Annotated in this window: 15 protein-coding genes; 14 read left to right on the forward strand and 1 reads right to left on the reverse strand. The window is 52.2% G+C overall.

What is annotated here, in order from left to right; genetic code table 11:
• Positions 1-16: 16 nt before the first annotated feature.
• The 14 genes from AK59_RS0107345 (at position 17) to AK59_RS0107410 (ending at position 14,458) form a co-directional block, all read left to right on the forward strand.
• Positions 17-772, forward strand: coding sequence for an SDR family oxidoreductase (locus AK59_RS0107345; protein ID WP_029882410.1), 756 nt, complete (start codon positions 17-19; stop codon positions 770-772).
• 3 nt (positions 773-775) lie between these two features.
• On the forward strand, positions 776-1,324 hold the full coding sequence (locus tag AK59_RS0107350) for a 3-hydroxyacyl-ACP dehydratase FabZ family protein (protein ID WP_013095700.1): 549 nt from the start codon (positions 776-778) through the stop codon (positions 1,322-1,324).
• A gap of 21 nt (positions 1,325-1,345) precedes the next feature.
• The gene (locus AK59_RS0107355; RefSeq protein ID WP_013095701.1) at positions 1,346-1,627 is read left to right on the forward strand and encodes an acyl carrier protein; all 282 of its coding nucleotides are present in this window, start codon (positions 1,346-1,348) and stop codon (positions 1,625-1,627) included.
• 29 nt (positions 1,628-1,656) lie between these two features.
• Entirely contained in the window at positions 1,657-2,817 is a 1,161-nt protein-coding gene (locus AK59_RS0107360; protein ID WP_029882411.1) for an aminomethyltransferase family protein, read from the forward strand.
• 93 nt (positions 2,818-2,910) lie between these two features.
• Positions 2,911-5,469: a beta-ketoacyl-[acyl-carrier-protein] synthase family protein gene (locus AK59_RS0107365; protein ID WP_029882412.1), complete on the forward strand. Its 2,559-nt coding sequence runs from the start codon at positions 2,911-2,913 to the stop codon at positions 5,467-5,469.
• Positions 5,470-5,473: 4 nt separating this feature from the next.
• Positions 5,474-6,691, forward strand: a complete 1,218-nt coding sequence (locus tag AK59_RS0107370; protein WP_029882413.1) for a beta-ketoacyl synthase — start codon at positions 5,474-5,476, stop codon at positions 6,689-6,691.
• An 18-nt stretch (positions 6,692-6,709) separates the two neighbouring features.
• On the forward strand, positions 6,710-7,660 hold the full coding sequence (locus AK59_RS0107375) for an ATP-binding protein (protein WP_032618448.1): 951 nt from the start codon (positions 6,710-6,712) through the stop codon (positions 7,658-7,660).
• Between the two features lie 10 nt (positions 7,661-7,670).
• Entirely contained in the window at positions 7,671-8,378 is a 708-nt protein-coding gene (locus AK59_RS0107380; RefSeq protein WP_029882415.1) for an ABC transporter ATP-binding protein, read from the forward strand.
• Complete coding sequence (locus tag AK59_RS0107385; protein WP_013095707.1) at positions 8,362-9,009, forward strand: hypothetical protein; 648 nt, start codon at positions 8,362-8,364, stop codon at positions 9,007-9,009. The genes AK59_RS0107380 and AK59_RS0107385 overlap by 17 nt, the downstream gene beginning before the upstream one ends.
• On the forward strand, positions 9,010-10,320 hold the full coding sequence (locus tag AK59_RS0107390; RefSeq protein ID WP_029882416.1) for an ABC transporter permease: 1,311 nt from the start codon (positions 9,010-9,012) through the stop codon (positions 10,318-10,320).
• Between the two features lie 9 nt (positions 10,321-10,329).
• The gene (locus AK59_RS0107395; protein WP_029882417.1) at positions 10,330-11,118 is read left to right on the forward strand and encodes an outer membrane lipoprotein-sorting protein; all 789 of its coding nucleotides are present in this window, start codon (positions 10,330-10,332) and stop codon (positions 11,116-11,118) included.
• Positions 11,115-12,503 (forward strand): hypothetical protein, encoded by a 1,389-nt coding sequence (locus AK59_RS0107400; RefSeq protein ID WP_029882418.1) that lies wholly within the window; start codon positions 11,115-11,117, stop codon positions 12,501-12,503. The genes AK59_RS0107395 and AK59_RS0107400 overlap by 4 nt, the downstream gene beginning before the upstream one ends.
• A 10-nt stretch (positions 12,504-12,513) precedes the next feature.
• Positions 12,514-13,446 carry an ACP S-malonyltransferase gene (locus AK59_RS0107405; RefSeq protein WP_029882419.1) on the forward strand — a complete coding sequence of 311 codons (933 nt, stop codon included), beginning with the start codon at positions 12,514-12,516 and terminating at the stop codon, positions 13,444-13,446.
• A 58-nt stretch (positions 13,447-13,504) separates the two neighbouring features.
• Positions 13,505-14,458, forward strand: coding sequence for a hypothetical protein (locus tag AK59_RS0107410; RefSeq protein WP_442854873.1), 954 nt, complete (start codon positions 13,505-13,507; stop codon positions 14,456-14,458).
• Positions 14,459-14,531: 73 nt separating this feature from the next.
• On the opposite strand, the gene AK59_RS0107415 is transcribed toward AK59_RS0107410, so the two are convergent.
• Positions 14,532-16,253, reverse strand: a complete 1,722-nt coding sequence (locus AK59_RS0107415; RefSeq protein ID WP_029882421.1) for a TolC family protein — start codon at positions 16,251-16,253, stop codon at positions 14,532-14,534.
• Positions 16,254-16,256 lie beyond the last annotated feature (3 nt).

The following is a 16,256-nucleotide window of genomic DNA, read 5'->3' on the forward strand; positions in this document are numbered from 1 at the left end:
ACTAATTGTGAATATTATGTATCAATACAATGATCTTAAGGAAAAGACGGTTCTGGTCACCGGCGCCAGTGGTGATATTGGCCTGGCGATCTGCGCTAAATTTCTTGACCAGAATTGTGATGTTTATGCGCTGTATAAATCCAATGCCACGCAATTAACGGAACTGAAAGAAACGCATCCGGCAGGAAGCAAGCTCACTGTCATTCAGTGCGATCTCGCCGATGCGCAGAGTGTCAGTGCACTCTGTTCACGCCTGACCGAGGAAGCGGGCAAGCTTGATGTGCTGGTTAACAACGCCGGGATTGTAAAAGACAGCCTGTTTGCCTCGATGAGCTTTGATGACTTCAGCCAGGTGGTAGACACCAACCTGTTCAGTATTTTCCGTCTGACGAAAGAAGCCTTAATGCTGCTGCGCTCCGCAGAAAACCCGGCCATCATCAATGTGGCCTCCATTGCGGCCATTATCCCAAGCGTCGGGCAGGCGAACTACAGCGCGTCGAAGGGCGCAATCCTGGGATTCACCCGCACGCTGGCGGCGGAACTGGCGCCGTATGGCGTGCGCGTAAATGCCATCGCGCCGGGGATGATTGAATCCAAAATGGTGAAAAAAGTATCCCGCACGGTGGTGCGTGGCGTAACGGCATCTATTCCATTGCGTCGTCTGGGTAAATGCGACGAGGTTGCCAATACCGTCGTTTATCTGGGCTCCACTGCCTCCAGCTACATTGTGGGTCAAACCATCGTTATCGATGGCGGCCTGGTGATGCGGTGATTTATGTCTAAATACGTTATCCCCTCGAAGATCTTTCTGGAAATGGGCGGCTGGCGTCAGCCGCTGCTGATGGTCGACAGAATTGATGACTTCAAATATGGCGAAAATGGCTTTGTGAAGGTGACCAAACACATCACCTACAACGAGCCCTATTTGCTCGGACATTTCCCGGACGATCCGATCATGCCTGGGGTTATTATTTCTGAGATTTTTGGTCAGGCCAGCGAGTATCTCTCGTTCCTCACCGATATTTGCGATATCTACAACCAGACATACGGCACGGAACTGAAATCGTTACGCGATATTCATGCGCTCATTCAGCGTGACGAGATGCGGGAGATCATTCGCACGCGCCGCGCGCAGGTTCGCGGTGTTCTGGCGGCCCAGAATTTGAAATTTAAAGATATTGCCTACCCAGGTGATTCGATTGAAGTGACCAGCAAGCTGGCATTTTCTGATGCCCATGGCTTTAAGCATTATTCCGTGACGGCTAACGTCGGCAAGCGGTTAATTAGCCATGGCACCATTATTAATTTCCGCGAAACAAAGTAAACCCCTGAGAGAGTTAAAACCATGTCTACAATGAAAAACGAAATTGACCAGCGCAAGGACGTGCTGATGACAATTAAAACTGAGATTATTCAGCGTTTAAATATTCAGCGCGATGAGTCTCAAATTGATGATGATACCGCCCTGTTTGGTAATGGTTTAAAACTGGACTCCGTTGATGCAACGGAAATCGTGGTCATGCTGGATAAAGTTTTCGATATCAAAGTGAGCGAAAGCGATGATCCTTCTTATATGAGAAGTATCAACAATCTGGCGACGTTTATCATCCAGAAGAAAAAAGCTTAATTTATCATTGCGAATAACAGGATCACGTTATGAAGTCTCTTTATGATTTTCATTTAAAAAACAATGCGAAAATGGGCATTTACAACAATGCCAACGTTCCTTCTGCCTATCACGATCCGATGGTGGAATATAAAGCCGTACGTGAAAATGCCCTGCTGGTGGACTATTCACACATGTCCATTGTCAGCGTGATGGGTGATGATGCCTGGGCACTGGTGAATTATTTTGTCTCTGCCGATGTTTCAATTATCCGTGACGAGCAAGGGATCTACTCGCTGGTACTGAATGAAGACGGTACGGTGCGCGGTGATGTATATGTGCTCTGCTCATCCGACGGCTATTACATCATGTCCGAGAATATTCCGGCGGCGGAAATTATCGCTGGCCTGAACGCCCTTCTGGAAAAAGCCGACGAACTGGATATCCAGGAAACCCCTGAAATTGCTGACATGCGCGAGCAGAACTGGGGCGCGATCATGGTAGAAGGACCGTACTCCTGGGAGCTGATGTCTGAAATCCACGGTTTCGACGTGATTGGTCTGCCTTATTACGAGTACATGAATACCGACGACGAGCTGATGGTATTCCGCTGCGGTAAACACGGGGAATTCGCCTATATGGTTATTGGCCAGCAGGAACAGCTGCTGGATCAGTGGCAGCAACTGCTGGAGCACGGCGGCAAATACCTGCTGCAGACCGGTGGGCTGGACTACCAGAAAATTGTACGTATCGAAAACCCAGGCTGGGATGACGCGCTGTGGGCTGAGTACAACCTCAATCCGGTAGAGCTGCAGTTGCAATGGGCTGTGCAGTACGACAAAGAGGGATTTGTAGGTAAAGACGCGGCCGAAGAGCTCTCTCACCGCGAAGGCGCACGCAAGGTGATCGGCATGATTGTCGAGGGCGAATGTTCGGGCATTGAATCCGGCGATAACGTACTGGTTGAAGGTCAGGTGGTAGGGAAAGTCGCTAAGGCTATCTATTCTCCAGCCCTGCAGTGCTTTATTGCCCTGGCGCTGATCGACAATGAATATGCATGGTCTGATATTAGCGGCTTTGCTATTCAAACGCGCTCTGAAACGGTAGCCGCGAAAACCAAAGGTATGCCATTTATTTATAACCTGAGCATGCTGGTTAATCCAACTGAACACAGTTTTGTGGATGCCTCTAAAGCGAAAAGCGCACTGTAATTATTAATCGATACAGCGAGAAGCGAATCCGTGGGAATAACACCACGGATCCTTTTCGCTGCTCATTACCTGTACATGGCGGTACATATATTTATGAAGACAAACAGAAAACGGGTTGTCATTACCGGGATCGGTATTCTCTCTTCGCTGGCTGAAAACCTGCAGGATTTCAGAAACGCCTTACTGAATAAAAAAAATGGCGTCACGGACAGCGTGCGTTTTTCAAAATGGTTTGAAAACGCCAGAGCCGCTGAAGTCTTGCATGACATTGACTATTCGGAATTACCGGACGACGTTATCGCCTCCCTGGATAATGCCGCACTCTGGGCCTACAAAGTGGGTAAAGATGCGCTCAATCAGGCGGGACTGGCTGAGAACAAAGCGCACCTCAAAGAAACCGGTTTAATTGTTGGCGTGTCATCTGCCGGGACCGAGGCATTTCTGCCGCTGTTTGAGCAACGCATGGAAGACTTTTCCCTGCGTAAGGCGCTGTTCTCTGGCGGTTTCTCCTCCTGCTGTTCCAGCGTCTCCACGCTGCTTGGGTTACAGGGCGGTGTTGAACTGGTCGCGACCGCCTGTACGGCCAGCCCTAACGCGGTCGGCATGGCGTTTGACTACATCCAGAACGGCAAAAGCAAAACCATGCTGGCCGTCGGGACAGAACCTATCTACCTGCCCACCTTCGCGGGCTTTTATGCCCTGAACGTGATGCATCCGGACGCCTGCACGCCGTTCTCCGGCAATTCGGGTATGTCCATCGGTGAAGGGGCCGGGGCGATCGTGCTTGAAGAGTACGAACATGCTGTCGCACGTGGCGCCACCATTTACGGTGAAATTCTCTCTTATGCCACCTCCTGCGATGCGTTCCACGAAACCGGACCGGATCCACGCGCCAGCGGCGCGGTACAGGTGATGCATAAGGCGATGGAAAATGCCGGCGTTACCCCGGATCAGATCGAATATGTCAACGCCCACGGTACCGGAACAGAAGCCAACGATCGTATCGAAACGCTGGCGATGAAAAAGGTGTTTGCCAACAATGAGAAACTGTTGGTGAGCTCTACCAAGTCTTATTTTGGTCATAACATCGGCGCTGCGGGGATCGTCGAACTGATCGCCTGCCTGGTCACGCTGCCGGATAACCGCGTGCTGCCGACGCTGAACTTCACCAACGCGCGTCCAAACTGCGATCTGGATTACGTGCCAAACGACTTCCGTGACCAGAAAATCAACCTCTTCATGAAGAACAATTATGCCTTCGGCGGTAACAACTGCAGCATGATTATCAGCATGGAGCCTTGTTCGATCCCGGTCAGTACCTACGACGAAAAGCGCGTGGCGATCACCGGCCTGGGTGCCGTTTCCGCGATTGGTCACACCGTTCACGAGATCCTCGACAACGTATGGAAACAGAACCATACCGTTGAGCTGGGCGGCGTCACCTTCCCGGAAGACACGCTGGAAGAGGCAAAAGAGTTACTGGATGTGCTGGAAACCACCCGTCAGTTCGAAGCGCTGTTTGGTGACGATTTCAACGCGCTGGCCGAAACGCTGCCGGAAGCGAATGAACACTTTAAAACCTTCCAGGTTTCCGGGCTGGAACCGCGTAAACATCTGCGCCGCTTTGACCCTCGTAAGGCCACGCGTGGCGGTACGTTCGCATTGATTGCCCTGTCCGAAGCGCTGGAGCAGGCGAAGCGTAAAATCAAGCGTGATGGCGATGAGCTTGGCATGGTCATGGGAATGTCCAGTGGCCCGCAGGAGACGACCTACAAATATCTGCAGAGCCTTAAGCCAGACCCACGTAAAGTCAGAACCTCTGAATTCCCGGGATCGTTGATGAACTCCATCCCGACGTTCTGCGGTATTTCGGAAGGGATCAAGGGCTACACCACTACGCTGGCGACCGGCGAGAATGCGGCATTAGGCGCATTAACCTACGGCTACGAAATCGTGCGTCAGGATCTGCAGCCGCAGGTGCTGGTGGGCGGCGCGGACGAGTATTTCCCGTCCATGTCACTCTATATGGACGCCGTTACCCGCAAGCTGCATATGACCTCCGACGCCAGGGAATATCAGATCTACGGTAACGATCCGAAGGGTTACATTCCTGGCGAAGGTGCCTGCATGTTGCTGCTGGAAGATCCGCAGCGTGCAGCCGCGCGTGGTGCAGAAGTGCTGGCGGAAGTGGCCGGTTACGGTAAAGCCTGTAGCAACAGCTATTTTGATGCCTCTCAGCGGGACGAGAAATCCTCCTCCATGGCGCTGGCTATCGCCCGTGCGCTGGCGGATGCCGGTGTAACGGCGCAGGAGATCGACCTGGTCTGTGGTACCAGCAACGGTAGCGATGAGAGCACACGCATTGAAATCGATGCGATTTACGCCACCTTCGCCCAGGCAAAACCGGACGTACCGGTCGTGAACTACAACGCCTGCTTTGGCTTTGTCGCGTCTGCTGCCGGACTGCTTAACCTGGCCGTCATCATTGACTGTTTTAAGACGCAGGCGGTTCCCGCTATTCCTCATACCGTCGAGTTTTTCGATAAGCGAATTAACTTCGTTCGTGAACCGTTAAAACTTGCCCTGAAGCACGTATTGCTGGTGGGTGCGACGGAAGGCGGTAACTACTACGCGTTTGTGATTAAAGGATAATATTGTGGATAATGCCGCTATCATTTCGGGGTTCAGTTCTTGTCTGCCGTTTGCCGAAGACAGTCTTCAGCTTATTCAAAATCTGAAGCTGGGCAAACGCGTTGAAAGAAAGCCCTGGTTTAAATCCGACGACGAGGCAATTAAATGTGGGTTCGATGGCAATAAACATATTGCCACGCTGGATCATACGGATGATAGCGCATTAGATCTGCTTTATCGTCTGATTGACGATGCACTCGACCAGGCCGACCTGGATGTTCAATGGCTGGCCGGGTGCAATGCCCGGGTTTATTTAACCGGTATTGGCCCGCGGGTCGATGGCATGGCCTTTAAGAGTTTCTATAACAAAAATGATGTGGAAGATATTTATCTTTCAAAATCATTAATGCAGCTGCATGTGGATAATATGTCGCAGGATCGTATTGCCGGTCACCTTGCGCGTAAATATAACCTGCAGTATTTACCCCCGAATATGAATTGCACCAGTAATTCATCCATGACAGCCGTGCATTTAGGTTGCCAGGCCATCGAGCATGGCGGCGTAGATATTGTCCTGGTGGTGAACTGCTCAAAAATTAAAACGCAGGATATCTGGTTTCTGGATACGCAATCCATGCTGGATAGCCATCTTGTTCAGCCCTTTGGTGAAAACAGCCAGGGGGTGCTTTTCGCGGAAGGCTATAGCGCCATTCTGCTGGAAAATTCCCGCCACCGTCGCGCCAGAAAGGCGAAGGGCGGCGTGCGGTTGCAAACAACCTATACCCAAATCAGCGCAGGCAGAAGCAACGACAGCTCATGGCTCAGCACCAATATTTTAAAAGTGATGCAGGCCACAATGAAGAAAGCCGAACTGGACGTTGAGGCACTGTGCGCGATTATCCCTCACGGTAACGGTTCATCCGTCAGCGATAAAGCGGAAGCCAAAGCAATAGCGATGTTGACGGAAGGACATCCGGTTCCGGTTCTGGCTTATAAAGGCCAGATTGGCTATACCGCAACCGGCTCTGGGATTGTCGATTTAATTATTGGTCATCATTCGCTCACCCAGCAGGAGCTTATTTCCCCCGTTGGTAATGACACCATTATTGATGCCGTTGCTCAGCATGTTTTGATTGACCGTGGCGTTATTGGTCATCACAAAAACCACCTGCTTAAAGTTGGGGTTGGCGTAGATGGATCCATTATTGGCGCCGTCATGTCTACGGGTCATCCAGGCTGTTGAACGATCATGGAGAGTAACATGTATTTATCCTCATTTTCGCTCATTGAGCCGGAAGATAAATTTTATTTCTATCAGCCCAGCTGGCTAAACGCGTGGGAGTCGCATTTATTTAATAAAGCGCTCAAATCAACCCATGCAAACGGCTGGGGTCTGAAACGTTTTGGTACGCAGCCGGAGTTATATGCCGGTGAGATGATCCGCAATCCTCAGTATCAAAAATACCTGGATGCGATGGAGCAAGCGGCGGATGACGCGCTCATGGCGCTGCCGGCGAAAGAGCGAATGAAGCTGCTAAAGCAGCGCACGGCATTTATTTATGTCGACTCCTGGGGGGAATCCGGACCGTTTGAAAATATCTCCAGCGCATTACACATCTCAATGATTGATACGCTGCCAAAAAACCTGGTGAAGAAATTCTCTGTGAATTCACCGACGTGCAAAATCCGGGGTGAAAGGCAATCCTTCATCCAGGCCATGAGTCTGGCAAAGGATTATCTGAGCTGGGATGTGTTTGATTACGTGGTGATCTGCGCCGCCTACCGTGCGATCCCGGTGCTGGTGTTTTCGGACGAAGATATCGCGCTGAAGTGGGGAGAGAAGCGCAGGGGGAAAGCCCAGGATGTCAATTTAACCGTTGAGCGCGCGGGCTGTTTCATCTTTAGTCAGCATGAAAGTGCAATCCGGGTGAACGGCGGTCAATACGTGATGGCCGATACCCTTGAGGACATGCAGGCAGCGGATCGCGTGGCGTTTGCCGGTCTGCGTAAAGAGACGCTGTCTCGCTCAACCGTTGCGCCGCAAAAGACGTTAGATCTGGTCGATACCTTTGGTGCCAGTGGCTGTCTGACGCCAGCATTAAGCTTTGCGTATCTCCAGCAGGCTCCTCATTTTGCGGGAAAAATAAGAACTGTCGTTCCCGATAAACAGTTCGGTTACAGCTATTTCGACATTGACTATTGCAAGGAATAACGACACCCCCATGAGCGGAATGATTAAAGAACTCCCAATGATATCGCTGAACAATATCTATAAGAGTTATGGCTCGGGCGAAGGCAAAGTCGATGCCCTGAAAAATATCAATCTTGAAATAGAGAAAGGCGAATTTCTGGCACTGTGCGGCCCCTCCGGCAGCGGTAAAAGTACGCTGTTAAATATCCTGTCGGGTATTGATAAACCGGGATTTGGTTCGGTGATGTTTTTGCGAAAATTACTCAACAATTTACCGGAAGAACAATTATCAGAAATTCGTGGCAAGCATCTGGGGTTCATATTTCAGTTTTTTAACCTCATCCCCGTGCTGAGCGTATTTGATAACGTTTTTTACCCGCTGGTGCTGAATGGGCACATTGGCAAAAAAGAGGCGAAAGAGCGGGCGTTGCATTTTATCGAGAGCGTAGGACTGGCGGGATATACCGATCGTAAGCCGGGCCAGCTTTCGGGTGGACAACAGCAGCGCGTGGCTATTGCCCGTGCACTGGCGCATGACCCTCAGGTCGTGATTGCCGATGAGCCAACCGGAAACCTCGACCTGGTCACCGGTGAGGCCATTCTCGATCTGCTGCTGAAAATCAACCGGGAGACGCGCACCACTTTCATTATTTCGACGCACTCAAGCCAGCTGAAAGAGCGCGCGCGGCGTGTGGTTGAAATTAAGGACGGAGTATTAGTTCATGATTCACAATCGTAATTTCTTCATTCTCTGCTGGCTGCTGATCTGCATGGCCTATGCCGGGAGCGTTAAAGCCGCCGCGGCCCCCGTGGCTGAGCAGGTGATAAAAAATGGCTTCCCGACACAGGCCGATAAGCTAGCCGATATCACCCGTGCGTTGTTTACCGAATACAAGGCCAATGATAACGCGCTGTCGCTGGTTTTTTATGCCTACGGCATGCTGCGCCAGGCGGAACATGCCCTCAATACCAATGACGTCATTCGGGCGTCTGAGTATGGCAAAACGGGCTTTTTCTATCTCGATGAAGCGGTGGACCTCTACGAGGGCAATCAACGGGTGCGCTACATGCGTGCCCGTGTGGACGCGTACCTGCCAGCCGATATTGGCCGCTGTGTGGTGACGTTAAAAGATACGGAACAGATGGCGAAAAGCCCTGACGTATTCAATGCCGGGTTGATGAAGCACATTGACGAAATGCGTTATCGCGCGCTGTTGAGCTGTAACCGTACCGCCGAGGCAGACGCGCTGCTGGCGCAAACAGAACTGCGTCACGCCAACTCTGCATTACCACTGGCTTCTGGCGACGCGCCAGAGTGGGATATCAACGAAGTGACAGAGGTCTTGTTACCGCTGGTGAAAGGGAACTAAATGTCCGGGGTTATGGTGTTAGCGAATAGTGTTGTTGTACTGATTCTGATTTTTGTCCTCTGGTGCGTATTATTCCGCTCGCGGGATGTGAAGTTTGCTTTTTTAAACCTCTTTCGCCACAAGAGACGATCTTATTCAACCATTGCCGCCATTATGCTCGGTGGCGTGTCGATTTTTCTGTATGGCGGGTTTATCGATTACTCTTTCTGGATTTTGAAAGAGCAAACGATTCGAACCAATATTGGTCACGTGCAAATTTATAATGAAAATTATTTCCAGACGTCGAATAAAAACAAAAGCCTGATTGCCGATTATGCATCCCTGAAAAAGGCGATTCTCAACGATCCGGATCTTGCACCGCATATTTCGACGCTGTCCGGTCAGCTGGAATTTACCGGGGTGATTTCGCAATATGAAAGCGAAACGTCCAGCTATTTTTCCGCCCTGGGTGTGGAGCCGCTGCCCGCGTTAAAGCTGGGATCGTTTGATAAATTAATTTCCGGCAGCGATCTCTCCCGGGTGCGTACCGACGAAATCACGCTGGGCAGTGGGCTGGCGAAAACGCTCAATGCCCACTACGACGACTGGCTGGATGTGCTGGTGGTGAATACCGAGGGCGGGCAGGGCGCGTTATCGATGAAGCTTCGCGGCATCTTTGAGTCCGGTATTAAGGATTACGATGATGTGGCGATGAAAATCCCGCTTGATACCGCACAGCGCATCATGGGAACCAACAGCGTCAGTAAGGTATTAATCCTGCTGAAGGACGACGATACCGCCGTCTTTAGCGCCAAACTGCGCCAGTTTATTGCGAAGCATCATTTACCGCTGCTGGTCAAAGACTGGAAAGAGACCTCGATCTTTTATCAGCAAGTCGAAGGCTTATTATCCGGGATCTATTTCTTCATTAAGCTCATCGTCGGATTGATCGTGATCTTTATGATCGGCAATTCGATGACCATGAATATTATCGAACGTACCCGGGAAATAACCACCCTCAGGGCGATTGGCCTGAAACCCCTGCACGTCACCAGGCTGTTTTTACTGGAAGGGATTTTCATTGGTCTTATCGGCGCCCTTGGCAGTCTGGCGACAGGTTATGCCATTGCCTCTGCCATCAATCTTTACGGTATTGCGATGCCGCCGTCACCGGGGCAATCGCTGGGCTATACGGCCTTTATTAAAACCGACAGCGTAGCACTGACCTGGATAACCCTCGTATTACCGATCCTGGCCGCAACCGGCGCCTCTGTGCTGCCTGCATTACGTGCTTCACGGCTGAATATTTCAGATGCTTTTAAATTTTCGTAAGGAAGCGATATGAAACGCGTTGTCATCACAAAACTGCTCTTTTGTCTGTGCCTGTTTTCCTCGGCGGTATTATCAGCGCCGGTGGATAACGAAGCATCAGAGATTATTCGTCGTGCCGATGAGGTTCGTTCCCCGAATAAACCTTTTCGCTACACCCTGACCATTTATGAATATAAGTCGGGCGCATCTCAGCCTGATAATAAGCAGGTGCTGGATATTTCCATGCGCTTTATGAAACCCGAAGGGGGAATGAAAGCCGATGCCCGTTCGCTGGCGCGTTTTATTTATCCTCCGCGGGACAAAGGCAAAGTGCTGCTCTCTGACTGGTACGATCTTTGGTTCTACACGCCAGAACTGCGTCGACCGGTTCCCGTTTCGCGCCAGCAGCGCCTGATTGGACAAATTTCCAATGGCGACGTCATTGTCACCAATTTTGAGTATGCCTACCACGCCACGCTGCTGGGCGAGGAAGCATGCGGCGATACGCAGTGCTATAAGCTGGAGTTGGTGCGCAAAACGGATGACGTCACGTGGCCAAAAGTCATCTATTACGTCGAAAAAGAGGGGGAGAACCGTCCTTTTAAAGCGTCGTATTACTCTCTGGATAATAAATTGATGAAAGAAGTGCTGTACCAGGATTTTCAGATGGTATTAGGGAAGATGCGTCCGATGAAAATTATTGTGAAGGAGGCCCGTCACGGTAACAGCTACTCCGTGATGGAGTACAGCGATGTTCGCCTGGAGTCCTTGCCTGAATCCCACTTTACTCGCGAGTCTATTCAGCGAGGTGCCAATTGAAACGCACATTACTGGGGTTAACCCTGGCACTCTCCGCTCTGCCCGTGAGCGCACTGGCGGACTGCCTGTCCGGTTCCGACTTTGCAAAAAACAGCACTGTCACGCTGTATGAGCAGGTGTCGCTGGTCAAAAAACAAATTTCAGACTGGCGAATTAACGGCCGAAATCCTTATACCAGACACAATATCTACAATGACGCGGGCGTGAATCTCACCAGCAAGTGCGCGATCGTTGATAATGCGCTGGATCTGGATTTGTCTCTCTACGGGCTCACCTGGTACTCACCGCGCAAGGTGGGGGCATTTGAAGAGGACGACAGCCGCTCTCAGCTGCTGATTGAGCGTCTGAGACTGGTTTACGCCGTTTCAGACAGCGTGCAGCTTGAAGTGGGAAAACTTCAGGCGAAGCAGGGTCTCTTTTTCCTGCGCTCACCTTCCGATCTGACTCCGCATTACTACGCCGGGTTCAAACCGACGCGGCTTTACGATCCCGCGCTTCGCACTGCGTATCAGTCCTCGTCCTGGGCCGCGACGCTGTCAATGGACAACCGGGATGAGTCGCTCTCGCTGACCATGATTCCGAAGCTGGCGACGATCGATAAATACTATCTGACCTCCAGCAACTGGTCCGCGAACCAGCGTGGCAACAGCAGCGAGGCCTGGCTTCTGAGCTATACCTCACATGCCTTCCGTCAACATACCCCGGGGATGCGCATTCTGCTGGGAGACTCGCAGTCGGTTGCCGTCTCTGACAGCTATCACTACACCCCACAGCTGACCCTGAATGCCGGGATGGCCTGGCACCGGGAGCAGCGCTGGCGTCATCTCTCTGAGGAGAAAAGTGCAGAAGTCCAGAACTATGCATTTCCTTCGTCGCTGTATGAGACCAAGGACAAAAATGGCGTAGAGCTGGCGGTGGGCGGGCAATATACCACTGATACCTTTAACGTTTTCGGCCTGGAATATTATTACCAGAGCGAAGGCTACTCCCGCACGGAATGGCGCAAACAGCGCGAGCTGATGACCTTTTTGAATACGCCGACAGGCTATGCGCCGCTCGACAGGGCGTTTGATTCCTATAAGTACCTGATGGCGTCTGAAATCAGCAATACGGGCAACAAAGGCATGTTGCAGGGGAAACACTATCTCAACGCCTGGTCCAGCGTGCAGCTCACGCATCAGATCGCCGTGCAGCCTTATTTCGTCGTCAATCTGATGGATAAAAGCACCCTGTCGGGGCTCCACATCAGCGCACCGCTGACCTTTATTGATGACCAGCTGGAAGCGTATACCGGCGTCTATTCAGCACTGGGTAGCGCAAATTCTGAGTTTGCTTTCTTCGGCGATGTTGCCGGTGGCTATGTTGGCTTTAAGTATTACTTATAAGGAAATGACTATGACGCTTGATAATCCATCGCAGCCTGTGGTGCTGCTGTTTTCCGGCCAGGGAAACCCGGTGATTGGTATGGGCAGCGATCTGTGGGATCTCAATGCAACGACGAAACAGATCTGGGATTGTGCCAGCGATGTGTCGGGCCTCGATCTGCGCCGACTCTGCCTTAAGGGGCCGATGAACAGGCTGATCCAGACCACGGTACAACAGCTGGCCGTTACGGCGATCAACGTATCGCTTTATAGCCTCTGCCGCGAGCGCTTCCCGGCGCTGCGCGTCGTGGGTGCCTGCGGCCATAGCGTTGGCGAATACAGTGCCCTGTACGCGGCAGGCGCGATCTCGCTGGAGACCCTGTTCCGTACGCTGCATTTTCGCGCCAGTACCATGGATTCGGTGAGTAAAAAGCAGAAAGGCGCGATGCTGGCGCTGAAGGGGGCCGATTTTGCCACGCTGAGTGACATCATCACCCGTTCCGGGATCGCGCTGGATATCAGCTGCGACAATACCCCGCGTCAGCAGGTGATTGGCGGGACCCCGTCTGCGCTGAGTGATTTTGCCAAAGTGCTGGCCGATGAAGGCTATGAGCCGATCAAGCTCGGCGTCAGCGGGGCCTGGCATACTCGTTTAATGGCTGAGGGCGTGCAATTGATGCGTGACTTCCTGGCGGGACAGCCTTTCACCTCGCCAGCCTATGACGTGCTGATGAATGTGACCGCCAGAGTCGAAACGGTGCCGGACAATATCAAAGAGAACCTCTCCCTGCATCTGACGCAGACGGTGAAATGGGCCGATTCCATGGCCAGATTCATCCATCATCCAGACCAGCCGCTGTTCCTGGAGATGAGCAACAAACCCTATCTGGGACAGATGCTAAATGATTTTTCCGGTTTTTCTGCCGGGCGTGTCCTGCACTGCAGAAAAGTGTTAGGGATGTAATGGCCGAGCTATGATTCCAGATTATTTAACCTTCATCCGCTATCAGGATAAAAGGAACGTGCTTTTTATCTATATCGTGACGTTTATCCTGCTGGGCTTTTACTGGAAAAATGCCGGTTTCTCTTTTTCCCGGCAGGATGCCTGGGTCGCGAGCGGTATTTTCGCGCTGATCGGGTATAGCTTCATTGCCGACCTTAAGGCCTTCTGGGCCTATAAATGCGTCGTCAAGAATGTTGATTTGTCGGTATTTGTCGGCAAAGAGAGCCCGAAAACGAATTCGATCATCTTCGAACCGATTATCGTGCTTGCCGTCTCGATCCTGATTTTCGCGGGCATCACGGGGCTCTTCCTTGCGCTGACCACGCCAGGCATCACGCTGCTGATCATGGTTTTCGTGGCGCCGCTGATTATCTGGGGGATCTTTGCCGCGCTGCGCCATGTCTATATTCAGCAGGTCGTTGCCTCAGCCAGAGACAAGGCAAAATACACGCAGCTTTCACAGTATGTGGCCGTTGCTGTCGTGATGAGTGTGGTGATGAATCTCCTGACCATCAGCCCCTTACGCAACAGTGCGCAGTTTGATCTCTATGGGCGCTACTTCACCTTAACCGCCATCATTACCATGGTGGTGCTCTGCGTGGTGGTGCTGGGAATCAATCTGCTGTTCTTGCGCTTTACCCGACGCTATGTGTTTCTGGGCCATCTGTTCCTTAACGAGATTGATCTCTATTTCTCCCCGTCAATCCCGTGGAGGACACTGTCTGAGAAACCATTATGGCTGCGGCTGGTGATGCTGGTGGGCGTGGAATGTGTCTGGTCGGCTGTTATCGGCGTGCTGCTTACGCTTTCGGGATGGCAGGTCTGGTTTGAGGTCTATTTCCTGCTTTGCTATCTGCCATGTCTGGTGTACTACACGCTGCACACCTGGTGGAAATGGCATACCGATTTTATGATGTCGAGCGATATGTATCTGCGCTGGGCGGAGATCAGCAGAGAGGACACCCCCTGGTAGTCGCCTTCTGAAAGACATAAAAAAGCCAGACCCTCATCACTGATGGTCTGGCTTTTTATTACGTCTGTTTCGCTTAGCTCATTTTCATCCATGACAGCAGCATGGAGGCGCTGGCAATGACGTTAATGTTGGAAATATAGCCGTCGTAGCGGTTGTTAATGGCAGAAAGCTGATTATTAAAATGATCGTTTTCTGCCGTGAGCACGTCGAGCAAGGTGCGTTTGCCAAGGTGATACCACTGTTCGTAGAACATACGACGCACCCGATCCGTTTCACTTGTCAGGCGATCGTAATCATCGGCGCGCAGGAAAGAGGAGTCACGTACCTGAATCTGATAGTTAATCTGATACTCCAGATCTTTGTAACTCACTTCATATTGCTGCTGCGCCATATTGGCTTTCGCCCGTGCCGACATCTCAGCGGCACGCTGAGAGCCACCGCTAAACGCCTCCCACTCGACGTTTAAGCCCGTATACCAACCCGCTTCGTTGCCGTTGCTGTCTTTGGCGGTGCTTTTGGAGATGACCCAGTTCACCTGCGGCAGGGCCGACGATTTAATGCTTTCTGCCTCATACTCTGCCGCCCGGACTTTGGACTGCAGGTTCAGCATCATCGGGTTTTTATCCAGCCCAGAAAGCGCCACCGACGCCGGAATGACCGTGTCGTGCCAGCTTATGCCTTCCGGTAATTCAGGCTCGATCCCCAGCAGACGCACCAGTTTGATTTTGCTGGCGCTCAGTTGATGCTCAATATTGTCGAGACTCGCCTGGGCCGACATCAGTTTTGCTTTTGCCTGCACCAGTTCACTCTCTCTGCCGCGGTCTGCCTGGGTAATTTGCGACAGCATGGTGACCAGCTCTTTCATGCGGCCAACATACTGTTTCGCCACAACCTTACTGTGCTGGTAACGCCCCATGTTCATCAGCTCGGACACGGTGTTGTAGGCCAACTGTTCGCGGGAATACTCTTTTGAATAACGGGCTGCTTTTGCCGTTTCCAGAGAGTTGTCCACCTGGTTACTGATCCTTCCCCAGTCAATAATCGGCGTATTAACGGAGATCGTGCCGCTAGAGTCGCTGATATGGCTATTGTTGGATGACGACTGGCGATCGCCGCCCACGGTCGACAGCGGCGAGGTTACGCCCAGACGTACCTGGGGCATGCGCTGGCCTTTTACCTGATCGACCATGTAGTCAGACGCCATCACCTCTGCTGAGGCGGCCCGCAGTTCCGGGCTATACGCCAGCGCTCTGGCCACCATGCTGCGCAGAAAAACAAGCGAATCCTGACTGCCGGCATGGTAGCCCTGCGACATGCCGCTGATGGCTTGACGCGCACCGCCGTCACGACGCACCCCGGCGTACGCCGGGTCCGGTTTGTAATACTCGGTGACGGGCGGGAAGAAGTCTGCGTTTTTCTTCAGCGCAGCCCGGCTTTCCGCCGGTTTTGACGGGCCGGGGGCAAACTCCCTGGCTGTCGGTGCAGAGGCGTAACGTTCTGGGCGCGCAGTGGCTTGCGTTGGCATCGCCTTTTGCGTACTGACGTATTGCGACTGGGTACGCATGGCGGGCAGCGAACGCGGCGATGCCGCACTGTGCGACACCGTCCGCTGCACAGGCTGCACTTCGCGGTTGAGCTGTGACTGTGTGCGCATCGGCGGCAATGACGCCAGGCTGCTTTTAGCCTGAGCAATGTCAGCCGCGTGCAGCGGAATGACAAAAGAAGAGCAGGGCAAGCAGAGTGCAACTGCGGTTGCTACCCTTGCCCAACGACGCTCTTTACGTGCCTTAACCATATA

Origin of the sequence: Enterobacter sp. T1-1 (assembly GCF_000710795.1) — a bacterium.
Taxonomy (GTDB): Bacteria; Pseudomonadota; Gammaproteobacteria; order Enterobacterales; family Enterobacteriaceae; genus Enterobacter; species Enterobacter cloacae.

Bases quoted from the DNA above. Each gene is read 5' to 3' on its own strand.
- AK59_RS0107360 (WP_029882411.1), top strand. From the start codon at position 1,657: ATGAAGTCTCTTTATGATTTTCATTTAAAAAACAATGCGAAAATGGGC.
- AK59_RS0107365 (WP_029882412.1), top strand. From the start codon at position 2,911: ATGAAGACAAACAGAAAACGGGTTGTCATTACCGGGATCGGTATTCTC.
- AK59_RS0107350 (WP_013095700.1), top strand. From the start codon at position 776: ATGTCTAAATACGTTATCCCCTCGAAGATCTTTCTGGAAATGGGCGGC.
- AK59_RS0107355 (WP_013095701.1), top strand. From the start codon at position 1,346: ATGTCTACAATGAAAAACGAAATTGACCAGCGCAAGGACGTGCTGATG.
- AK59_RS0107395 (WP_029882417.1), top strand. From the start codon at position 10,330: ATGAAACGCGTTGTCATCACAAAACTGCTCTTTTGTCTGTGCCTGTTT.
- AK59_RS0107390 (WP_029882416.1), top strand. From the start codon at position 9,010: ATGTCCGGGGTTATGGTGTTAGCGAATAGTGTTGTTGTACTGATTCTG.
- AK59_RS0107380 (WP_029882415.1), top strand. From the start codon at position 7,671: ATGAGCGGAATGATTAAAGAACTCCCAATGATATCGCTGAACAATATC.
- AK59_RS0107345 (WP_029882410.1), top strand. From the start codon at position 17: ATGTATCAATACAATGATCTTAAGGAAAAGACGGTTCTGGTCACCGGC.
- AK59_RS0107375 (WP_032618448.1), top strand. From the start codon at position 6,710: ATGTATTTATCCTCATTTTCGCTCATTGAGCCGGAAGATAAATTTTAT.
- AK59_RS0107415 (WP_029882421.1), bottom strand. From the start codon at position 16,253: ATGGTTAAGGCACGTAAAGAGCGTCGTTGGGCAAGGGTAGCAACCGCA.
- AK59_RS0107405 (WP_029882419.1), top strand. From the start codon at position 12,514: ATGACGCTTGATAATCCATCGCAGCCTGTGGTGCTGCTGTTTTCCGGC.
- AK59_RS0107385 (WP_013095707.1), top strand. From the start codon at position 8,362: ATGATTCACAATCGTAATTTCTTCATTCTCTGCTGGCTGCTGATCTGC.